This window comes from Romboutsia sp., from assembly GCF_056995035.1.
Window position 1 is genome coordinate 141,599 of the sequence record NZ_JBXKIW010000083.1, and the last position, 20,905, is coordinate 162,503.

General features: G+C 29.2%; 17 protein-coding genes and 1 other annotated feature. Of the genes, 16 read left to right on the forward strand and 1 reads right to left on the reverse strand.

The window, feature by feature from the left end; genetic code table 11:
* Nucleotides 1-2: 2 nt before the first annotated feature.
* Nucleotides 3-1,301, reverse strand: a complete 1,299-nt coding sequence (locus AC11VW_RS13730; RefSeq protein ID WP_484301991.1) for a CapA family protein — start codon at nt 1,299-1,301, stop codon at nt 3-5.
* A 126-nt stretch (nt 1,302-1,427) separates the two neighbouring features.
* Here AC11VW_RS13730 and AC11VW_RS13735 point away from each other — a divergent pair, with 126 nt between their 5' ends.
* From AC11VW_RS13735 to ruvX, 16 genes are all read left to right on the forward strand, one after another.
* Nucleotides 1,428-1,772 carry a YraN family protein gene (locus tag AC11VW_RS13735; RefSeq protein WP_484301992.1) on the forward strand — a complete coding sequence of 115 codons (345 nt, stop codon included), beginning with the start codon at nt 1,428-1,430 and terminating at the stop codon, nt 1,770-1,772.
* An 11-nt stretch (nt 1,773-1,783) separates the two neighbouring features.
* Nucleotides 1,784-3,325 carry a YifB family Mg chelatase-like AAA ATPase gene (locus tag AC11VW_RS13740; RefSeq protein ID WP_484301993.1) on the forward strand — a complete coding sequence of 514 codons (1,542 nt, stop codon included), beginning with the start codon at nt 1,784-1,786 and terminating at the stop codon, nt 3,323-3,325.
* Nucleotides 3,326-3,334: 9 nt separating this feature from the next.
* Nucleotides 3,335-4,435: a DNA-processing protein DprA gene (gene dprA / locus AC11VW_RS13745; protein WP_484301994.1), complete on the forward strand. Its 1,101-nt coding sequence runs from the start codon at nt 3,335-3,337 to the stop codon at nt 4,433-4,435.
* 29 nt (nt 4,436-4,464) lie between these two features.
* Nucleotides 4,465-6,570 (forward strand): type I DNA topoisomerase, encoded by a 2,106-nt coding sequence (gene topA, locus AC11VW_RS13750; protein WP_484301995.1) that lies wholly within the window; start codon nt 4,465-4,467, stop codon nt 6,568-6,570.
* Between the two features lie 169 nt (nt 6,571-6,739).
* The gene (codY, locus tag AC11VW_RS13755) at nt 6,740-7,525 is read left to right on the forward strand and encodes a GTP-sensing pleiotropic transcriptional regulator CodY (RefSeq protein ID WP_484301996.1); all 786 of its coding nucleotides are present in this window, start codon (nt 6,740-6,742) and stop codon (nt 7,523-7,525) included.
* A gap of 178 nt (nt 7,526-7,703) precedes the next feature.
* The gene (locus AC11VW_RS13760; protein ID WP_484301997.1) at nt 7,704-8,969 is read left to right on the forward strand and encodes a replication-associated recombination protein A; all 1,266 of its coding nucleotides are present in this window, start codon (nt 7,704-7,706) and stop codon (nt 8,967-8,969) included.
* Nucleotides 8,970-9,065: 96 nt separating this feature from the next.
* Nucleotides 9,066-9,836, forward strand: coding sequence for a GNAT family N-acetyltransferase (locus AC11VW_RS13765; RefSeq protein WP_484301998.1), 771 nt, complete (start codon nt 9,066-9,068; stop codon nt 9,834-9,836).
* A gap of 248 nt (nt 9,837-10,084) precedes the next feature.
* A complete protein-coding gene (locus tag AC11VW_RS13770; protein WP_484301999.1) occupies nt 10,085-11,017 on the forward strand; it encodes an ROK family protein in 933 nt (310 codons plus the stop codon).
* A gap of 266 nt (nt 11,018-11,283) precedes the next feature.
* Entirely contained in the window at nt 11,284-11,733 is a 450-nt protein-coding gene (locus AC11VW_RS13775) for an RrF2 family transcriptional regulator (protein WP_484302000.1), read from the forward strand.
* A gap of 18 nt (nt 11,734-11,751) precedes the next feature.
* Entirely contained in the window at nt 11,752-12,945 is a 1,194-nt protein-coding gene (gene nifS / locus AC11VW_RS13780; RefSeq protein ID WP_484302001.1) for a cysteine desulfurase NifS, read from the forward strand.
* 66 nt (nt 12,946-13,011) lie between these two features.
* Complete coding sequence (gene nifU, locus AC11VW_RS13785; protein WP_484302002.1) at nt 13,012-13,467, forward strand: Fe-S cluster assembly scaffold protein NifU; 456 nt, start codon at nt 13,012-13,014, stop codon at nt 13,465-13,467.
* Nucleotides 13,468-13,688: 221 nt separating this feature from the next.
* Nucleotides 13,689-14,765, forward strand: a complete 1,077-nt coding sequence (gene mnmA / locus AC11VW_RS13790) for a tRNA 2-thiouridine(34) synthase MnmA (RefSeq protein WP_484302003.1) — start codon at nt 13,689-13,691, stop codon at nt 14,763-14,765.
* Between the two features lie 103 nt (nt 14,766-14,868).
* Nucleotides 14,869-15,089, forward strand: a binding site (T-box leader).
* 112 nt (nt 15,090-15,201) lie between these two features.
* Nucleotides 15,202-17,847, forward strand: a complete 2,646-nt coding sequence (gene alaS / locus AC11VW_RS13795; RefSeq protein ID WP_484302004.1) for an alanine--tRNA ligase — start codon at nt 15,202-15,204, stop codon at nt 17,845-17,847.
* A gap of 22 nt (nt 17,848-17,869) precedes the next feature.
* Nucleotides 17,870-18,127 carry an IreB family regulatory phosphoprotein gene (locus AC11VW_RS13800; protein ID WP_484302005.1) on the forward strand — a complete coding sequence of 86 codons (258 nt, stop codon included), beginning with the start codon at nt 17,870-17,872 and terminating at the stop codon, nt 18,125-18,127.
* Between the two features lie 9 nt (nt 18,128-18,136).
* Nucleotides 18,137-20,314 carry a hypothetical protein gene (locus tag AC11VW_RS13805; protein WP_484302006.1) on the forward strand — a complete coding sequence of 726 codons (2,178 nt, stop codon included), beginning with the start codon at nt 18,137-18,139 and terminating at the stop codon, nt 20,312-20,314.
* A 77-nt stretch (nt 20,315-20,391) separates the two neighbouring features.
* On the forward strand, nt 20,392-20,817 hold the full coding sequence (gene ruvX, locus AC11VW_RS13810; protein ID WP_484302007.1) for a Holliday junction resolvase RuvX: 426 nt from the start codon (nt 20,392-20,394) through the stop codon (nt 20,815-20,817).
* Nucleotides 20,818-20,905: the final 88 nt, after the last annotated feature.

Consider the following 20,905-nt stretch of genomic DNA (forward strand, 5'->3'; position numbering starts at 1 on the left):
AATTATTCAAATGGATTGGGTGGAATTTTAATAATATCACATTGTTTAATTTGAGATATTGTATTATTGTAAGATGCTTTAACTTTATTCATCGGCAAATTTTCAATAGTATTTATCTGAGCTTTATCATATATAGGTATTATTTCATAAACATATTTTCCTGATTTTTGATATTTATTAACCCATGTTGGAATGCACTCTACTTGAGATACATAAGTTTTATCTTGATTAAAATCTTTATTAATTACAATATTTAACATTAAACCATCTTCAGGATAAGACGATCCTAAAAGTTCTTTTCTTTGATTAGAAATAAAATTACCCAGGGAATATATTACTAAAGTATCATTGTTACCATCGGAGGATTTTATCATTTGTACAGGTTGTACAACATGAGGGTGTGAGCCTATTATAATATCAACTCCACAATCAGAAAGTTTTTGAGCTAAGTTCATTTGAAATTCACTAGGTGTTCTCTTATATTCGCTACCCCAATGAAGTATAACTATTTGCATGTCGGTATCTTTAATATTATCTAAGTTTTTTTTTATAGTATTGAAAGCATTGTTTATACTATGCATATCAAATACATTCATCTTATCTTTAGATTCATTTGATATTTGTAATCCATTTACATATTTAGTGCCATTCTTTACCTCACCATAAGAAAAAGAAGTGATACCTAAATTTATATCATTAATGTCTTTTATTATAAAATTTTTATCGTCTACGTTTTGAACAGTACCAACTGTTTCAAATCCTTTTTTTTTAGTGACCTGTAACGTTCTTTTCAATCCTAAATCTCCCTTATCAAAAGAGTGATTATTTATAGTGGATAAAACATCAAGGCCGGTATTCTTTAATGCATCTACTAGAGAGTCGGGAGAATTAAATGTTGGATAGGAAGTATAAGGAATAGAAGAGCCGGCTAACGTAGTTTCTAAGTTTGCGATAGATAAATCAGATTTTTCTATGAAACTATTAACGTATTGGAAGTTATTATCAAAATCATAAGAGTTTGATGAAGAATCATATTGAGCTTGAAGTTGTGGTTTATGAGCCATGACATCGCCAACTGCATTTAAATTTATTTGCTTATGACTTTTCGAAGTAGTCATTGTTTGTACAACTTCATTATTTTTATCATTTACGGTATTTTTACTACTATTTTTAAATATTTTAAACATTCCCATAACAAAAAAGCTAGCAAATAACACTAGTAAAGATAAAAACAAAGCTAATTGCTTCATTCTTATTCTTAATTTTATTTTCTTATTTTCATTTCTTTTGACCCTAGACATATGCATACCCCCTTATATAGTAATACTAGTACTAAAAACCAAAATTTTCAATTATAAAACTAAAAATAGTATACATGTATATATAGAAGGTAATAATGACAAAAAAGTTTACAATTAGGAGAAAATATGAATAATAAACAAAAAGGCGATTTAGGAGAAGATATAGCGTGTAGATATTTGTTAAGCAAAGGCGCTGAAATACTAGAGTCTAACTATAAAATAAAAACTGGAGAAATAGATATAATCACAAAATTAGAAAATGAAATTGTATTTGTTGAAGTAAAATCAAGAAGTAATATAAAATATGGATACCCTTCCGAAGCGGTAAGTTATAAAAAAATTAAAAAGATAACAGGAACTGCAAAATATTACATATTACAAAATAATTTATATAATGCACCAATAAGATTTGATGTTATAGAAGTTTATTTAAATGAAAATAAAGTTAATCATATAGTAAATGCTTTTTAGGGAGGATATTTATGCTTAGTATTATAAATGCAAGTAATTTAATAGGAATAGAAGGCTTTTTAATAAAGGTAGAGGTTGATATAAATAATGGAATACCTTGTTTTAATATAGTAGGGCTTGCGAGCACAGAAATAAAAGAAGCTAGAGATAGAGTTAAATCAGCAATAATGAATAGTGGATATAAATTTCCTAACTCTAGAATAATTGTAAACTTATCTCCTGCAGATATGAAAAAAGAAGGTTCATTTCTTGACTTACCTATATCTATAGGAATTTTGAGGGGATTTATAAAAAAAGATGATAATTATTTGAATGAGAGCATGTTTGTTGGAGAATTGTCATTAGATGGAAAAATAAGAAAAGTAAAAGGAATATTACCTATAGTAATAGGAGCAAAAAAACAAGGCATAAAAAGAATATTTCTGCCTATAGAAAACATAGTAGAGAGTTCTTTTATAGACGATATAGAGATAGTACCTGTAAGCTCTTTAAACGAGTGTATTGGATTTTTAAATAATGATTTAGTGATTAATACAAAAGAAATTTTATCAACGAGGAAAAGTAATACACTTGAAGTAAATAGTAAATATTATGATGAAGATTTTGAAGATGTAAAAGGAAATTATTTTGTTAAAAGAAGTGCAGAAATAGCAGCTGCAGGAAATCATAATATACTTATGATAGGACCTCCAGGATCAGGAAAAACTATGATTGCCAAGAGAATTAGAACTATACTTCCACATATAGAAAAAGATGAAATGATAGAAGTTAGCAAAATATATAGTGCATCAGGACTTATTAATGAGAGTGAAGGTATTATTTACAAAAGACCATTTAGATCTCCACATCATACATCAACAAGACAAGCTTTGATAGGTGGAGGCGCTAATGCAACACCTGGAGAAGTGGTCCTATCCCATAGAGGAGTATTATTTTTAGATGAAATAGCAGAATTTGATAGGCGAATACTAGAAACTCTAAGGCAGCCGATAGAAGATAAATATATTAATATATCTAGGGTAAAGCAAAATATAAAATATCCATGCAATTTACTTTTAGTAGGAGCTATGAATCCATGCCAATGTGGATATTACTTGTCAGACAATGAGTGTAAGTGTAGGGGATTTGAAATAAATAGATATATAAATAAAATATCAGGGCCATTATTAGATAGATTTGATATATTTATACAAGTAAATTCCGTGTCTTATGAAGATTTAAATAATAATAATAAATCAGAAAGTTCACAAAGTATTAGAGAGAGGGTAGAAAATGCAAGAAAAATTCAATGTAATAGATTTGAAAATGAAAATATAAAAACAAATGATGAAATTAAATCATCAAAACTATTGGATTATTGTAAGTTAGATGCTGCTGCTTTAAATACTACAAAACTAATATTAGATAAATATAAATTAAGCAATAGGAGTTACACTAAATTACTAAAAGTGGCTAGAACAATCGCTGATTTAGAAAGTAGTGAAAATATAGATTCAAATCATATTATGGAAGCTTTTTCTTTTAGAAAAGCTTATTATACTTATTTTAAGTAGGAGTGAATTATGGAAAAAAAAGATGCATATTTGTGGTTAAATTCAATAAATGGAGTAACTAATAAAACTATAAAGATAATAAAAAATAATATAGTAAATATAGAAGAATTAATTTATTTGAGTGATAAAGAAATATACAGTTTAGAAAATATAAATTCAAATATCAAGGAAAATATAGTAAAATATAGAAGTCTTGCTTATTTAGATGATATAAAAGAAAAATTGAACAAAGAAAATATAAGTTATACTTGCATAGAAGAAAAAGGTTATCCTAATAATTTGAAACATATATATGATGCACCAAATATATTATTTTACAAAGGAGATATAAGTATTGTAAATAAGAATCTCGGAATTGCTGTAGTAGGTTCAAGAAAAGCCACAAATTATGGTATTAATTGTGCTACTACAATTAGTGAAAAACTTTCTAATTTGGGCATTAATATAATAAGTGGACTAGCAATGGGGATAGACTCTTATGCTCATATAGGATGCATGAAAGGTAATTCAAATACAATTGCAGTTTTAGGTTCTTCAGTTCATAATATATTACCTAAAAAAAATATTTATTTAGCTGACAAGATATTAGCAAATGGAGGACTAATAATTTCAGATTATAATATAAATTCAAAAGTTTTTCCAAGTAATTATGCAAATAGAAATAGAATAATAAGTGGAATTAGCGAAGGTGTAATAGTAGTTGAAGCAGCTAAAAAAAGTGGAGCTTTAATCACTGTAGAATTTGGTCTAGAACAAGGTAAAAACATATTTGCAGTGCCGGGAAGTATAAACTCTTATATGAGTGAGGGATGTCACCAAATTATAAAAGAAGGTGCTAAATTAATAAATAATATAGATGATGTTTTAAGTGAATATAAAATAAGTAATACTAAAAGTGTAGAAAATTCGAAAAAATATGATAATATAAACTTAAGTCAAGAAAGTATTGTAATAATAGACACTATAAAAAAACAAGGTGTCTTGCATATAGATGAAATTTGTGATAATACTAGAATGGAAATAAAATCTGTAAATACAATTTTGAGTGAGTTAGTACTAAAAGATGTATTAGTAGAAATGAATAATAAAACGTACAGTTTGAATGTATAAATAACATAGATAGTGGGGGTGTGTGGTTTATGGCCAAAACATTAGTCATCGTGGAGTCGCCTGCGAAAGCTAAAACCATAGAAAAATTTTTAGGAAAAGGACATTATACAGTTAAAGCATCTGTAGGACATGTTAGAGATTTACCTAAAAGTAGATTAGGTGTGGATATAGAAAATAATTTTGAGCCGCAGTATATAAATATACGAGGCAAAGGCGATGTAATAAAAGAATTAAAAAAAGAAGCAAAAAAATCTAAAAAAGTGTACTTAGCAACTGACCCTGATAGAGAAGGGGAAGCTATATCATGGCACTTAGCTCATATATTAGATTTAGATGAAACTGAAGAATGTAGAATAGAGTTCAATGAAATAACTAAGGATGCCATTAAAAAGGCTATAAAATATCCTAGAAGTATAGATATAAGTGTAGTAGATGCTCAGCAAGCTAGAAGAGTCTTAGATAGATTGCTAGGATATCAGATAAGTCCAATACTGTGGCAAAAAGTTAGAAAAGGGCTTAGTGCTGGTAGAGTTCAATCAGTGACAACAAAATTAATTTGTGATAGAGAAAAAGAAATTAAGGCATTTATACCAAAAGAATATTGGACAATAGATGTAGAAGCTAAAACTGAATCTGATAAAGATATAAGTTTTAAGTTTTATGGAAAAGATGGTCAAAAATTAGAAATAGAAAATGAAGAAACAGTAAATGATATTTTAAAAGATATAGAAGGAAAAAACTTAGAAGTAGTATCTATAGAATCTAAGTCTAGAAGGAAATCGGCTCCAAAGCCATTTACCACAAGTATGTTACAGCAAGAGGCTGCAAATAAATTATCATTTACAACAAAGAAAACAATGAGTATAGCACAAGAATTGTATGAAGGTATAGATATAGATAAAGAAACTGTTGGTCTTATATCTTATATAAGAACTGACTCGAAAAGGATATCTGATGAAGCTAAGGAAAAATCAAAGGACTACATAATAGAAGAAATAGGAGAAAATTATCATAAGGATAATTCTGACAAAAAAGATAAAAAAGATACGAAAAAGGTTCAGGATGCCCATGAAGCAATAAGACCAACGTATGTAGATAAAACTCCAGATAGTATAAAAAGTTCTTTAACTAAAGACCAATATAAGTTGTATAACTTAATTTGGAGAAGATTCGTAGCTAGTCAAATGGAAGACTCAGTATTTGATATTTTAAATGTAGAATGTAGAGTAGGCAATTATATATTTAAAGCAACTGGTTCTAAAATGAAGTTTGATGGATACACTAAAATATATAACTTTACAGACAGAGAAGATAAAATATTACCGATAATAAATGAAGGTGATATTCTAAAACCACAAAATATATTACCAGTTCAACATTTTACTCAGCCACCACCAAGATTTACAGAAGCAAGCTTAGTGAAAACATTAGAGGAGCAAGGTATAGGTAGACCAAGTACTTATGCACCAACAATAAGTACTATATTAAATAGAGAATATGTTGAAAAGCAAGGAACTAGTTTATGTCCAACTGAGTTAGGAATAATAGTAACTGACATATTAGAAAATAACTTCCAAAAATTCATAGATGTCGACTTTACAGCTCAGATGGAAAGCAAGTTAGATGAAATAGAAGATGGTAACATAGAGTGGAAACAAGTTGTAGCACAATCATATGAGCCTTTAAAAGAAGCTATAGAAATAGCTAAGGAAAGTATAGAAAAGATTAATATGGATGAAGAAACAGATGAAATATGTGAAACTTGTGGAGAAAACATGGTTATCAAATATGGAAGGTTTGGTAAATTTATGGCTTGTAAGAATTATCCAGAATGTAAAACAACTAAACCACTTATAAATAAAGTTGGAGTTAAATGTCCAAAATGTCATGAAGGAGATATTATACTTAGAAAATCTAAAAAAGGTAAAGCCTTTTATGGATGTTCTAGCTATCCAGAATGTGATTTTATAGCATGGAATAAGCCAACAGGAGAAGTTTGTGATAAATGTGGTTCTTATATGATTGAAAAAGTAACTAAGAGTGAGACGAAGGTTGTCTGTTCAGATAGAGATTGCAACAAAGAACATAAAAAAGACACAGACGAAGAAATAGTTAAAGAAAATAGCGAAAATTAGAAAAATAATAACAATTATATTGAAAAAGGTCGGAATTTATGATAATATTTTTATTGCACAATCTAATAAAAAATAGTAGAAATATTTAAATAGAGAAAATATTAAAATACAGAAATGTGAAGATAAAAGCTTATAAAAGGCATAATTTGCATGAGGAGATGAATTATAAATGGCAAGTGAAGTACTACAAAAAACTAGAAAAATAAATAAAACGTTACAAACATGTGGCGGAAGTAATATCTCTTTCGATTTATTAGCCGGAGCATTAGGAGAAGTATTAAATGCAAATGCATATGTATTAAGTTCTAAGGGGAAGGTATTAGGATTATATCTTTATGATGAAAAAGATAGTTCAGTAGTGGAAGAACAAGGAACTAAGCAAAAGATGTTCCCAGAGGATTATGCTAGAAATCTATTAAAAATTTCAGAAACCCAAGAAAACTTAACTGGCGAATTTATACTTGAAGTATTCCCAGATGAGCAAGAAAGAACTCAAAAAAATACTACAATAGTACCTATACTAGGTAGTGGTCAAAGACTTGGTACTTTAGTTCTTTCAAGATATAATGAAGTTTTTACAGATGATGATTTAGTTATAGCAGAGTATAGTGCAACAGTAGTTGGGCTTGAAATATTAAGATCTATAGGTGAGCAATTAGAAGAAGAAATGAGAAAAAAGGCTGTAGTTCAAATGGCTATAGGAACATTATCTTATTCTGAACTTGAAGCTGTAGAGCATATATTTGAAGAATTAGATGGAAGAGAAGGATTACTTGTTGCAAGTAAGATAGCTGATAGAGTTGGAATAACAAGATCAGTTATAGTAAATGCATTAAGAAAATTTGAAAGTGCTGGAGTCATAGAATCAAGATCTTTAGGAATGAAGGGTACACATATAAAGATACTTAATGATAAGCTTACAGATGAATTAAAAAAATTAAAAAGTAATCATTAATAAAGAATTAATTCATAAACATACAAAAGGTATCTATATAATATAGATGCCTTTTATTTATTTAAGTAACTAATAATTTGAAAGTATATAAAAAGTATTCATCGGTGACAAGAACTTAGAAACTTAATAAGTAGATACATAACTTTATAAATAAACCTTTAATAAAAGGAGTAATATTATGCCATTAGCAGATAAAATAAGACCAATTAAAATAGAAGAAGTAGTGGGACAAAGTCATATAATAGGTAAAGAAAAAGTACTAACTAAAATATTGCAGTCATCATTTTTACCAAATATGATATTTTTTGGACCACCAGGGGTTGGAAAGACTACGGTAGCAGAGATAGTAGCAAAAGAAAGTAATAAGAATTTTTATAAAATAAATGCAACTAATTCATCGCTAGAGGATATAAAAAAAGTTATATCGGAACTAGGAAGTTTAAATAACATGAATGGAGTTTTATTGTATATTGATGAAATTCAGAATTTCAATAAAAAACAGCAATCTTCAGTACTAGAATTTATTGAAAAAGGCCAAATAACTTTAATAGCTAGTACAGCAGATAATCCGTATCATTGTATATATAAAGCCCTTTTAAGTAGATCCAGTGTATTTGAGTTTAAACCTATAGAAAAATTTGAAATAGTAAGAGGACTTCATAGAGCTGTTAAAATTTTGAAAGAAGATAGCTATATGGAAATAAGTTATACAGAAGAAGCTCTAGATGATATAGCCATAGTTTCAGATGGAGATATGAGAAAGGCTTTAAATGTATTAGAAGTTGCAGTTTATTCAACGAAACCAAATAAAGATAATATAGTTGAAATAACTTCAGAGGTTATAAAAAAATCTACATTTAAAAAAATACTAAACTTTGATAGAAAAGGCGATAGTCACTATGATATTTTAAGTGCATTTCAAAAATCTATAAGAGGAAGTGATCCTCAAGCAGCAGTTCATTATTTAGCAAGGCTTATAAAAGGAGAGGATTTAATAAGCATTTGCCGAAGACTTTTAGTTATAGCGAGTGAAGACGTAGGTCTTGCATATCCAAACGCTATAGTTATTGTCAAAGCCTGTGTAGATAGTGCTATGCAAATAGGCTTTCCTGAAGCTAAAATACCTTTAGCACAGGCGACTATACTTTTAGCAACATCACCTAAATCGAACTCTATATACTTAGCTATAGCAAGTGCATTAGAAGAGTTAGGTAATGAATTTATAATGGACATACCAGATAATATAAAAGATGCTCATTATTCAGGAGCTAAAGATATTGGTAGAGGTTTAGGGTATATATACCCCCATAATCATAAAAATCATTACGTAAAACAACAATACCTCCCAGATAGTATTAAAGATAGTGTATATTACGCACCACAAGAAAATAAAACAGAACAAAATATAAAGGGATACTTAAAATACTTAAATGATAATTGTTAAATATTATTTTAAAATATAACCCATAAATAGAATAGTTTAAACATAAAATATAGATATAGAATATAAAAACAATGTTTCGTATCAGGGGGGAATTTTGTGATTGTAAAGCTCAATAACAGTTATCATAGCAAAGTTATGGAATATCTAAAGAGAGAGCCTGAGTTTAATTTATTTATAATCGGAGATATAGAACGATATGGCTATGATAATTACTTTTTAAATATATGGGCAGATATTAATAAAAGAGGAAATATAGAGGGGATTTTATTAAAATATTTTGAATTTCTCATATTTTATTCAAATGGTAAATTTAATGTAAATGATTTTGCTATGTTTATAAAGCAATTAAATTACATTGAGATAAGCGGGAAAAAAGAGAATGTAGATAAATTAGCTACTAAGCTCAATCTTGAAAAGAAAAGAGTGGTTAATTTTTGTAAGCTAGACAGCCAAAGAGCATTAATCAGTGATGATAAAAATATAAACATTAAGAAGATAAGATTTAGAAATATAAATAAAGTAGCCAAACTATACGAGGTTATAGACGAATTTGAAAATACTACAACTGAGAGTATAAGAAATGGATTGAAAACTGGTAGGGGATATTGTATAGAAATTAATAGGCAAGTTGTAGCTATGGCCAAGAGTACTTCAGAGAACAAGAGTCATGCAATGATAGTTGGAGTGGGTACTCACCCTAATTATAGAAATCAAGGCTATGCAACTAAGTGCATAATCAAAATATGCAAGGAACTGTTAGATGAAAAAAAGATACCTTGTTTATTTTATGATAATGAAGAAGCTGCCAAAATATATAAAAAACTAGGATTCCAAGAATTGGGTAAATGGATTATATATTATAAATAAGTAGCTATTAGTTTTTTAGTGAAGCAATATATGTTTTATAGCTGTAATAAAGCTAATAAATATATATTGCTTTTATATTGTAATTGAATTTCACATCATTAAAAAACTTGGTGAAAAAGATATTTATATCATGTATAATTTTAGGTGTTATAGAAAAGCCTTTTCAAAATGAATAGGATAACATCATTTGAAAATTAAAATCGAGTTTTATAAGTTAAAAATATTAGAGAGAGTTTTAGGAGGAGAGTATGTATAAGGTAGGAATAGATGTAGGTGGAATGAGTATAAAATCGGGTATAGTAAAGAATGGGGAAATTATACATAAATTAAGCAAAGAAACAAATAGAGATGGTGGAGTAGAGATATTAGCACAAGATATAACACAGTTAGTAAAAGAACTTTTAGCTCAAAGTCAGATAGATATTAAAGATGTAAGTAGTATAGGTATAGGTATACCAGGTGTTGTTACTAATGATGGAGCGGTAACATGTGTAAACTTAGGTTTAAATAATTCATTAATAGCGCCTATTTTAGAAAAAAACTTTGAAAGCAAAAAAGTTTCAATAGGGAACGATGCAAATGTAGCTGCTCTAGCAGAATATTCATATGGTAGTATGAAAGGTTATGATAACGGCGTGATGATAACCTTAGGAACTGGTGTAGGTGGAGGAATAGTTATAAATGGAAAACTTATAACTGGAGGCAACGGAATAGGTGCAGAGATAGGTCATATGATGATATCTAGCAATTACTTTGATTGTAATTGTGGTAATAATGGATGCTTTGAGACATTCTGCTCAGCTACTGCAATAATAAAATATGCTCAAAAGTTAGTAGAAGAAGGAAGAGAAACTATAATAATTGAAAAAGCTGAAAATGATATAAATAATATAACTGCCAAGATGGTATTTGATTCATATAAAGAAAATGATGAGGTAGCTATCGAGGTTGTTGATAGATTTAAAAAATATTTAGCAATAGGGCTTGCTAATATTGTAAACTTTATAGATCCACAAGTAATATCTATAGGTGGAGGAGTTTCAAATGCTAGTGATATAATGTTAGAAGGGTTAACAGAAAAAGTTAAACAGCATCTTCCGTTTAAAGAAGGTAATATTGGAGAAATAGTAATAGCTAAATTTAAAAATGATGCAGGAATACTTGGAGCATCAGCTCTTTAATATAGGCGCCACCTAAAATGAATTTTTAGGTGTTTTTTTATTTGATGGGTTATATTTTACTTTATTTTGTATAAATAAAGTAAAATATAACCTACTAGATTAGTGAGAAAAGAGAAATTTCAAAGGGTTAAAGATACAAATATTAATCCCTAGTAAAATAGTATGAATTTAATGTTGACAAAATTACTAGGGTATAATAAAATCATATTAAAGATAATTCCTAGTAAAACAGTATGAATTAGATTTAAAGGTAAAGGGTGATAAATATGAAACTATCAACTAAAGGTAGATATGGACTTAAAGCTATGTTCGAACTGTCATTAAATAAAAATAATGGTCCTATGTGCTTAAAGAATATCGCTCAAAAGCAAAGCATATCGGAACAGTACTTAGAACAAATATTTTCATCTTTGAAAAAAGCTGGACTAGTAAAAAGTATAAGAGGTGCTCAAGGTGGGTATCTACTAGCTAAAGAAGCAAAAGATATAACTGTAGGAGATATCCTAACAGTACTAGAGGGACCAGTATCTGTATCAGATTGTGTATTAGATGAAGATGTATGTGAGAACTCAAACATGTGTGTAACAAAAGTAGTGTGGGAAAAAATAAAAAAGGGTATAGAAGATGTTGTAGATTCGATTACTCTTCAAGATATGATAAATGACTACAATACAAACAGATTAGATAATGACATAACTAACTTAATTATAAAATAGATAGGGAGACGAATAAAAATGGAAAAAAGAAGATTATATATGGACTATTCTGCGACAACTCCTGTTAAAAAAGAAGTACTAGATGAAATGATGCCATACTTAACAGATTATTTTGGAAACGCATCTAGTTTTCATTCATTTGGTAGAGAAGCAAAGAAAGCTTTAGATAAAGCTAGAGAGCAAGTAGCAAGCCTTATAAATGCAAAACCAAGTGAAATATATTTCACAGCTGGTGGAACAGAAAGTGATAACTGGGCATTACAAGGTGTAGCTTTTACACATAAAGATAAAGGGAATCATATAATAACATCAAAAATAGAACATCATGGTATATTACATACTTGTGAGTACTTAGAAAAACATCATGGATTTGAAATAACTTACCTAGATGTTGATTCAGAAGGTAAAGTAAGAATAGATGAATTAGAAGCTGCAATAAAGGATACTACAGTATTAATAAGTATAATGTTTGCTAATAATGAAATAGGGACAATACAACCTATAGCAGAAATAGGGCAAATAGCTAAAAAACACAATATAATATTCCATACAGATGCAGTACAAGCTGCGGGAAATATTCCAATAGATGTTAAAGATTTAAACGTAGACTTAATAAGTATGTCTTCTCATAAAATATATGGACCTAAAGGAATAGGTGCACTATATATCAAAACAGGAACTAAGCTTCATACATTTGTTCATGGTGGAGCACAGGAAAGAAGAAGAAGAGCAGGTACTGAAAATATACCATCAATAGTTGGATATGGAAAAGCTGCAGAAATAGCAAAAGCTAATATGCAAAATCATATGGAAAATCTTACATCTTTAAAAGTGAAATTAATAGATGGAATATTAGATAAAATACCATATACAAGAGTAAATGGTAGTATGGAAGATAGATTACCAGGAAACGTGAACTTCTCATTTGAGTTTATAGAAGGGGAAGGAATTCTCTTAATGTTAGACATGTTAGGTATAGCTGCATCAAGTGGGTCAGCTTGTACTTCAGGATCATTAGATCCATCACATGTTCTTATGGCTATAGGCTTACCACATGAAATAGCTCATGGGTCGCTTAGACTTTCAATAGGAGATTTTACAACTGAAGAAGATATAGATTATATAATAGAAAAATTACCAGCAGTTATAGAGAGATTAAGAAGCATGTCTCCTCTTTATGATGAGGCAATGAAAAGTATAGAAGTTAAATAATGAAAAGTATAGAAGTTAAATAATAAAAAGTAGACATTATAACAAGATAATTAGGAGGAAGTTCAAATGCAATATAGTGATAAAGTTATGGAACATTTCATGAACCCAAGAAATGTTGGACAAATAGATGATGCAAGTGGAATAGGTGAAGTTGGAAATGCTAAATGTGGAGATATAATGAAAATATATCTTGATATAGATGAGGAAACAAAAGTAATAAAGGATGTAAAGTTTAAAACATTTGGGTGTGGATCTGCAATAGCAAGTTCATCAATGGCTACTGAAATGATAAAAGGAAAAACTATAAATGAAGCATTAGCTGTGACAAATAAAGCAGTTGCAGAGGCATTAGATGGATTACCACCAGTAAAAATGCACTGCTCAGTACTTGCAGAGCAAGCTATAAAAGCAGCATTAATAGATTATGCGCAGAAGAACAATATCCATATACCAGAATTAGATGGTGTAGTTATAGACAATGATCATGACCATCATCATGATATAGAGGCAGAAGAAGCTTAAGATTATATTTAATGATGTAGAATAATATCCCTTTTAGGTAATACACTTAAAAGGGATATTATAATTTTAGATAATTATTTAATATAAAAGCTAAAATAAAAAATTATACTTAATGATTATTTAAGTTATGATTATTCAAAAATAAAAGTTTAGCCTTTTAAAAAAAGCATAATATATATATAATAGTAAAATAAATGTAATTTATAGAACGAGGTGACAACATGAAAAAAAGAGTAATGATCGGTATGAGTGGTGGAGTAGATAGTTCTGTTGCGGCATATCTTTTAAAACAACAAGGTTATGACGTAATAGGGGTAACTATGAAACTATGGCAAGATGATGATGACGAGTTAATAGAAAATGAAGGTGGATGTTGTTCATTAGCTGCAGTTGAGGATGCGAGAAAAGTAGCAGATAGTATAGGGATACCTTTTTATGTGTTAAACTTTAGTGAAGTATTTAAAGAAAAGGTAATAGAACCTTTTATAGATGAATACTTAAATGGAAGAACTCCTAATCCATGTATAGCTTGTAATAAGCATATAAAATTTGATGACTTCTTTAAAAAAGCTCGTCAAATAGGATGTGATTATGTAGCTACAGGGCATTATGCAAAGATAGAGAAAGACGAAGAAAGTGGAAGATTTTTACTTAAAAAATCAGTTACGGATAAAAAAGACCAAACTTATGCACTTTATAATTTAACTCAAGAGCAATTAGAACATACATTGCTACCTATAGGAGTGTTTGAAAAAGATAGAGTAAGAGAAATAGCAAAAGAAATGGGAATGGAAGTTCATAATAAACCAGATAGCCAAGAAATATGTTTTGTAAAAGACAATGATTATGCTGGATATGTAAAAAAACATTCTAAAAAGAGAATTGAAGAAGGATATTTCGTAGATACTAGTGGTAAAGTTTTAGGAAAACATACTGGAATAATAAACTACACTATAGGTCAAAGAAAAGGTCTAGGAATAGCATTTGGAAAGCCTACATTTGTTGTTGATATAGATCCTAAGAAAAATACAGTAGTGTTAGGAGATAACGAAGATATATTTAACAAAGAACTTATAGCTAAGGATGTTAACTTCATACCATTTGATGAAATAGTTGAACCTATAAGAATACAAGCTAAAATAAGATATTCAGCAAAACCATCTCCAGCCACAGTGTATAAGCATGGAGAAAACTCTATAAAAATAGTATTTGATGAGCCACAAAGAGCTATAACTAAAGGCCAATCTGTTGTAATGTATGATGGAGATGTTGTAGTTGGTGGAGGCGTAATAGATTAATATCATAAAAAATTTGAAAATTTTAATAAGCTACTATTGATTAATTATGTAAAATTTAGTAAGATAACATATAGATAAAATGTAATATAAAATTAAATTAATTTAAAATACTGTGATAAGAAATAGTAAATTATTTGATGTCTTACAGAGAGAGGGAAATGGTGGGAGCCCTTAGAATAAAATGATTGAAGCAGCCTTTGAGTATCAATCTTGAAAGTCTAGTAGAGGTTGACGGTAGTTCCGTTATAACTAAGGTTTTCCGAAGATGTCATAATTTATTATGATAATTAGGGTGGTACCGCGAATATAATCCTCGCCCCTATAAGTTGTTTATAGGCGCGGGGTTTTTTAATTTTAATAACTAATTTAAATGTAATTAGTTACGATATAAATAAAAATAATTATTATAAAATACATAATGCAGGAGGAAACAAAAATGCAAAAAATGGGATTAAACGAAATAAGAAGTAAATTTCTAAACTTTTTCGAGTCTAAAGAACATTATATGAAAGAAAGTGCTTCTTTAGTACCACACAATGATAAGAGTTTATTACTTATAAACTCAGGGATGGCTCCACTTAAAAACTATTTTGCAGGGGTAGAAGTACCACCAAGTAAGAGAATGACTACTTGTCAAAAGTGTATAAGAACGGGAGATATAGAAAATGTAGGAAAGACTGCTAGACATGGTACTTTCTTTGAAATGTTAGGAAACTTTTCATTTGGAGATTACTTCAAGAGAGAATCTATAAGATGGGGATGGGAGTTCGTTACAGAACACTTAAACATACCAGAAGATAAGATATGGGTAACTGTATATGAAGAAGATGATGATTCTTATGACCTATGGGCAAAAGAAATGGGATTCCCTGAAGAAAGATTAGTTAGACTTGGAAAAGACGATAATTTCTGGGAAATAGGTATAGGACCTTGTGGACCATGTTCAGAAATACACTTTGACAGAGGGCCAGAATACGGATGTGATAATCCAGATTGTAAACCAGGATGTGACTGTGACAGATACTTAGAGTTCTGGAACCACGTATTTACTCAATTTGATAGAGATGAAAATGGGAACTATGGACAATTAGAAAACAAAAACATAGATACAGGAATGGGTCTAGAGAGAATAGCTTGTATAATGCAAGGCGTTGATACTATATTTGATGTAGATACTATAAAACACATATTAAACACTGTTGAAAAAATGGCAGGGGTTACATATGGAAAAGATAATAAAACGGATACTTCAATAAGAATAATAACTGATCATACAAGAGCTGTAAGTTTCTTGGTGGCTGATGGTGTACTTCCATCAAATGAAGGTAGAGGATACGTACTTAGAAGATTACTTAGAAGAGCTGCTCGTCATGGAAAATTATTAGGGATGAAAGAAAACTTTTTATTCAAGTTAGTTGACGAAATAATAAAAGTAAGTGGAGACGCTTATCCAGAATTAGTGGAAAAAGAGAGCTACATCAAAAAAGTTATAAGAATAGAAGAAGAAAAATTCAATGAAACTATAGACCAAGGAAGTGAGATATTAGCTTCTTACATAGCAGACTTAAAGAAAAATGGAGAAAATACTTTAAGTGGAGAAAATGCATTTAAATTATATGACACTTATGGGTTCCCAATAGATTTAACTAAAGAAATATTAGAAGAAGAAAATCTTTTAATAGATGAAGATGCTTTCAATGATGAAATGAATAAGCAAAGAGAAAGAGCTAGAAATGCTAGAGGAAACATGGATGGAGAAAGCTGGAAAGAAGATCCATTATCAAAATTAGATTCTTCAGTTGCTAGTGAATTTGATGGATATAAAGAATTAGAAAGTGCTGGAGTCGTTAAAGCTATAGTTAAAGATAATGAAATAGTAGATAGTGCATGTGCTGGTGAAAAAGTTGTTATAGTTTTAGATAAAACAACATTCTACCCAGAAGGTGGAGGCCAAGCAGGAGATGCTGGATTACTTGTAAATAAAAATAAAAATATAGTAATAGAAGTAATAGATACGAAAAAAGGTGCAAATAATACTATAAAGCATATTGGTTTTGTTAAAAGCGGAATTATAAATGCTAATGAAAAATTAACTACTATAGTAAATAAAGAAATAAGAATGGCATCTGCAAGAAATCATAGTGCAACACATATACTTCATGAGGTATTAAAAAATGTATTAGGAGATCATGTTAACCAAGCAGGTTCACTTGTTACTCCAGAAAGATTAAGATTTGACGTAACTCATTTTGAAGCTATGACAAAAGAAGAATTAAAAATTATAGAAGAGAAAGTAAATGATGCAATTTTAGAATCTTTAGAAATAAATTGTGAAAATATGAGCATAAATGAAGCAAAAGAAAAAGGAGCTATGGCCCTATTTGGAGAAAAGTATGGTAATGATGTAAGAGTTGTTTCTATGGGAGACTTCTCAATAGAACTTTGTGGAGGAACACACTTAACTAACACTTCTCAAATAGGAATGTTTAAGATATTATCTGAAGGTGGAGTAGCTGCAGGAGTAAGAAGAATAGAAGCTATAACAGGAAAAGCAGTTTATAACTACGTAAAAGAAAAAGAAGAACTTATAGCTAATGTTTGTTCAAACTTAAAAACTAAAGAAGATAGCCTATCTTTAAGAGTTACATCTTTACTAGAGGAGAATAAAAACTTAGGTAAAGAGCTACATGATCTTAAGACTAAGATGAGCTTACAATCAATGGATTCATTATTAGATTCAAAGATAGATATAAATGGAGTTAATCTAGTTTGTTCTAAGTTTGAAGATATGGATATGAATACATTAAAAGAAGTAGCAGATAGCCTAAGAGACAAATTAGCTTCTGGTGTAGTAGCACTTGCTAATGTAGCTGAGGGTAAAGTAAACTTTGTAGTCACAGCAACTAAAGATGCTATAGACAAAGGAATACACTGTGGTAATATCGTTAAAGAAGTTTCAGCTATAGCAGGTGGAAAAGGCGGAGGAAGACCTAATATGGCTCAAGCTGGAGCACCAGATATAGCAAAAGTTGATGAAGCGTTAAATCATGCAAATGAAGTTGTTAAATCACAAGTAAAATAATTTACTCAAGGGGGTTTTTAACATGGATAAAGATTTAGATTATACTATGAAGTTTGAAGGTGTAGTAACTGATAAAATGAGCGTTGGAGAAACTATAGATTTTGTACATGAAGCATTACTTGAAAAAGGATATAACCCTATAAATCAAATTATAGGATATATTCTTTCAGGTGATTCAAGTTACGTAACTAGTTACAAAGATGCGAGAACTGTAATAAAAAGATTTGAAAGAGATGAGATACTTGAAGAAGTAATCACACATTATTTAAACAGAAAGTAGGTCAATCTTATGAAAAAGAAGATTGTATCATTATTAGTAGTAACTATGATACTCCTAGTTTCTATTCCAAAATATAGCTTTGCCGATGAAAAAGGCAAAGTTATATTTATTAATATGAATAGAACTAATTTGATAAATATGTTAAACGTACCAACGCTGCAAAAAGAAGTTCAAAACAGAGGTTATGTAGGTCTTATGAATATAAGAGGAGATCAAGGTACGGATGATAGAAGATCTTATGCTAGTATGGGTGCAGGTGGAAGAGTGAATGTGTCTACTGAGGAATATATAAATTTTCAAGCTATAGACAAAGAAACTGCACAAAAATTTAAATCATCAACGGGTAAAAATCCTAAAAAGATAAATGATTTAACTATCAATAAATCTATAAATGAAAATATAGAAAACGGTCAATATGGTTCTATATTAGGTTCATTAGGACAAACTTTATCTGACAATGGACTTAAAACCGCTGTTTTAGGAAACAGTGATATTATAGAAAATGGAGAACTTAAAAAAAATAGAAACATAGGTTTAGTTGCTATGGATCAATATGGAAGAATAGATGCTGGTAATGTTGATGATATCAATATTAAAGATGCGACTATGCCATTTGGAATAAAAACTGACTATGATAAATTAAAAAAAGAAACTAAAAAGTACTATGAAGAAAGTGATGCTATATTTGTAGATTTAGGTGATACATATAGATTAGACAACTATAGATTGAGCTTAAATGAAAATACATACAAAGGCATGAAAAATAGCATATCAAAAAATATAGATAAATATCTTCAAGAAGTATTTGCTATGGTAGATGAAAAGGACACTGTATATATAAGTAGTGCTTTTCCTAGTGACTTAGATTATAAAAACAAAAGAAGATTATCTCCAATAATAAAGTTTAAAGGAGATAAAAAAGGGATATTATCCTCAGCTACAACAAGAGGAGATGGTATAGTAGCTAATTTAGATGTTGGTGTAGATATATTAAATGAATTTGGTCTTAAAAATGATGCTATGGTAGGTAGAAGCTATAACTTAATAGAAAAAGATGATAATGTAGATCATATCTTAGATAAATATGAAAAAATAGTATCAATATCGGATATAAGAGCAAGTGTCATAAATGGATTTGTAGGAGTAATTTCTGCATCTTGGATAATAGCTATGATTGCTATATTACTTAGAAATTATTTACCTAATAAAGAGAAAGTATTTATAGTTTTAAAAGAATTTATAAAATTAGGTATAATAATGCCACTATCATTCATGGTGTCGCCTATATTTAATTTTAAACAACCTATAACAATAACAGGTGGAATTCTTTTAACAACATTAGTACTTTACTTAATTGGTAAAAAATTATTTAAAGATGATATAAAGCAAATGGGATTCTTTGCATTTATAACTATAGCTGTTATAACTATAGATTCAATATTTGGAACTTATTTAATGCAAAATAATATAATGAGTTATGATGCTATGATAGGTGCTAGATACTATGGTGTAGGAAATGAATATGAAGGAGTTACTATAGCATCTGCTATATTTGGTCTTGCAGTACTTCTAAACTATAAAAAAATTCCAAAGTGGTTAATAGCAGTATTATCAGTAATAATACTAATTACAAGTGCATATCCACCTATGGGAGCTAATGTAGGGGGGGCTATATCTGAGAGTGTAGCGTATTTCCTATTTATATTACTAATATTTGATGTAAAGATTGATTTTAAGAAAGTTATATTATTAGGAATAGTAGCGGTAGGTGTAGTTGTAATATTTGCAACTGTAGATATAATAACAGGAAGTGGATCTCATTTAGGATTATTTGTTAAGCAAATATTATTAAATGGACCAGGGGTTATAATACAAACATTTGCTAGAAAAATAGAAATGAATTTAAAACTTGCACAAACAAGTGTATGGGTAAATATATTACTTGCAGGAATTGCTATAATAGCAACATTTATATTTAGACCATCAAAGCACTTTAGAGATATAGCTAGAGAATATCCAATAATATTTAAAGGCTTTGTAGCATCTATGGTTGGATGTATAGTTACACTTTTAGTAAATGACTCAGGAATAGTTGCAGCAGCTACTGCTTCCATTTATATACTTATACCACTTATAATAATAAGTATAAATATGATAATATTTGAGAATAACAATAATAAAAACTAAAATACAAATAATAAATAAGATTGGTCAGGAAAAAATCCTGACTAATCTTATATAAAGAGACAATTAAGGAGAAAACTATGCTAGACGGAAGAATAATGGGACTTGATGTAGGAGATAAAACCATTGGAGTTGCAGTGAGTGATATAATGGGAATTACAGCCCAAGGAATTACGACAGTAAAAAGAGTTGGAAAGAAAAAAGATATAGAAGAATTAAAAGCTATAATAGCTGAAAGACAAGTTAATAAAATAGTTTCAGGATTACCTAAAAACATGAATGGTACATTAGGGCCACAAGGAGAAAAGGTGATAAAGTTCTGTGAATTATTACAAGAAGCAACTGGTATAAAAGTAGAATATTGGGATGAAAGACTATCTACAGTAGCAGCAGAAAGAACATTAATAGAAGGAAATGTAAGAAGAGAAAATAGAAAAAGTGTTATTGATATGGTGGCAGCATCAATAATTTTACAAGGGTATTTAGATAGACAAAGAAATTTCTAAAAAGTCTATAAAATTATGTATTTATGATATATAATATAAATAATAAATAAAAAAATCAGAGGTGAAGCAGATGCAAGAAAATATAATC

Coding starts and splice junctions, on each gene's coding strand:
- ruvX (WP_484302007.1), top strand. CDS start 20,392: ATGCTAGACGGAAGAATAATGGGACTTGATGTAGGAGATAAAACCATT.
- AC11VW_RS13775 (WP_484302000.1), top strand. CDS start 11,284: ATGAAACTATCAACTAAAGGTAGATATGGACTTAAAGCTATGTTCGAA.
- AC11VW_RS13730 (WP_484301991.1), bottom strand. CDS start 1,301: ATGTCTAGGGTCAAAAGAAATGAAAATAAGAAAATAAAATTAAGAATA.
- nifS (WP_484302001.1), top strand. CDS start 11,752: ATGGAAAAAAGAAGATTATATATGGACTATTCTGCGACAACTCCTGTT.
- AC11VW_RS13735 (WP_484301992.1), top strand. CDS start 1,428: ATGAATAATAAACAAAAAGGCGATTTAGGAGAAGATATAGCGTGTAGA.
- mnmA (WP_484302003.1), top strand. CDS start 13,689: ATGAAAAAAAGAGTAATGATCGGTATGAGTGGTGGAGTAGATAGTTCT.
- AC11VW_RS13740 (WP_484301993.1), top strand. CDS start 1,784: ATGCTTAGTATTATAAATGCAAGTAATTTAATAGGAATAGAAGGCTTT.
- nifU (WP_484302002.1), top strand. CDS start 13,012: ATGCAATATAGTGATAAAGTTATGGAACATTTCATGAACCCAAGAAAT.
- AC11VW_RS13770 (WP_484301999.1), top strand. CDS start 10,085: ATGTATAAGGTAGGAATAGATGTAGGTGGAATGAGTATAAAATCGGGT.
- topA (WP_484301995.1), top strand. CDS start 4,465: ATGGCCAAAACATTAGTCATCGTGGAGTCGCCTGCGAAAGCTAAAACC.
- AC11VW_RS13805 (WP_484302006.1), top strand. CDS start 18,137: ATGAAAAAGAAGATTGTATCATTATTAGTAGTAACTATGATACTCCTA.
- AC11VW_RS13760 (WP_484301997.1), top strand. CDS start 7,704: ATGCCATTAGCAGATAAAATAAGACCAATTAAAATAGAAGAAGTAGTG.
- alaS (WP_484302004.1), top strand. CDS start 15,202: ATGCAAAAAATGGGATTAAACGAAATAAGAAGTAAATTTCTAAACTTT.
- dprA (WP_484301994.1), top strand. CDS start 3,335: ATGGAAAAAAAAGATGCATATTTGTGGTTAAATTCAATAAATGGAGTA.
- AC11VW_RS13800 (WP_484302005.1), top strand. CDS start 17,870: ATGGATAAAGATTTAGATTATACTATGAAGTTTGAAGGTGTAGTAACT.
- codY (WP_484301996.1), top strand. CDS start 6,740: ATGGCAAGTGAAGTACTACAAAAAACTAGAAAAATAAATAAAACGTTA.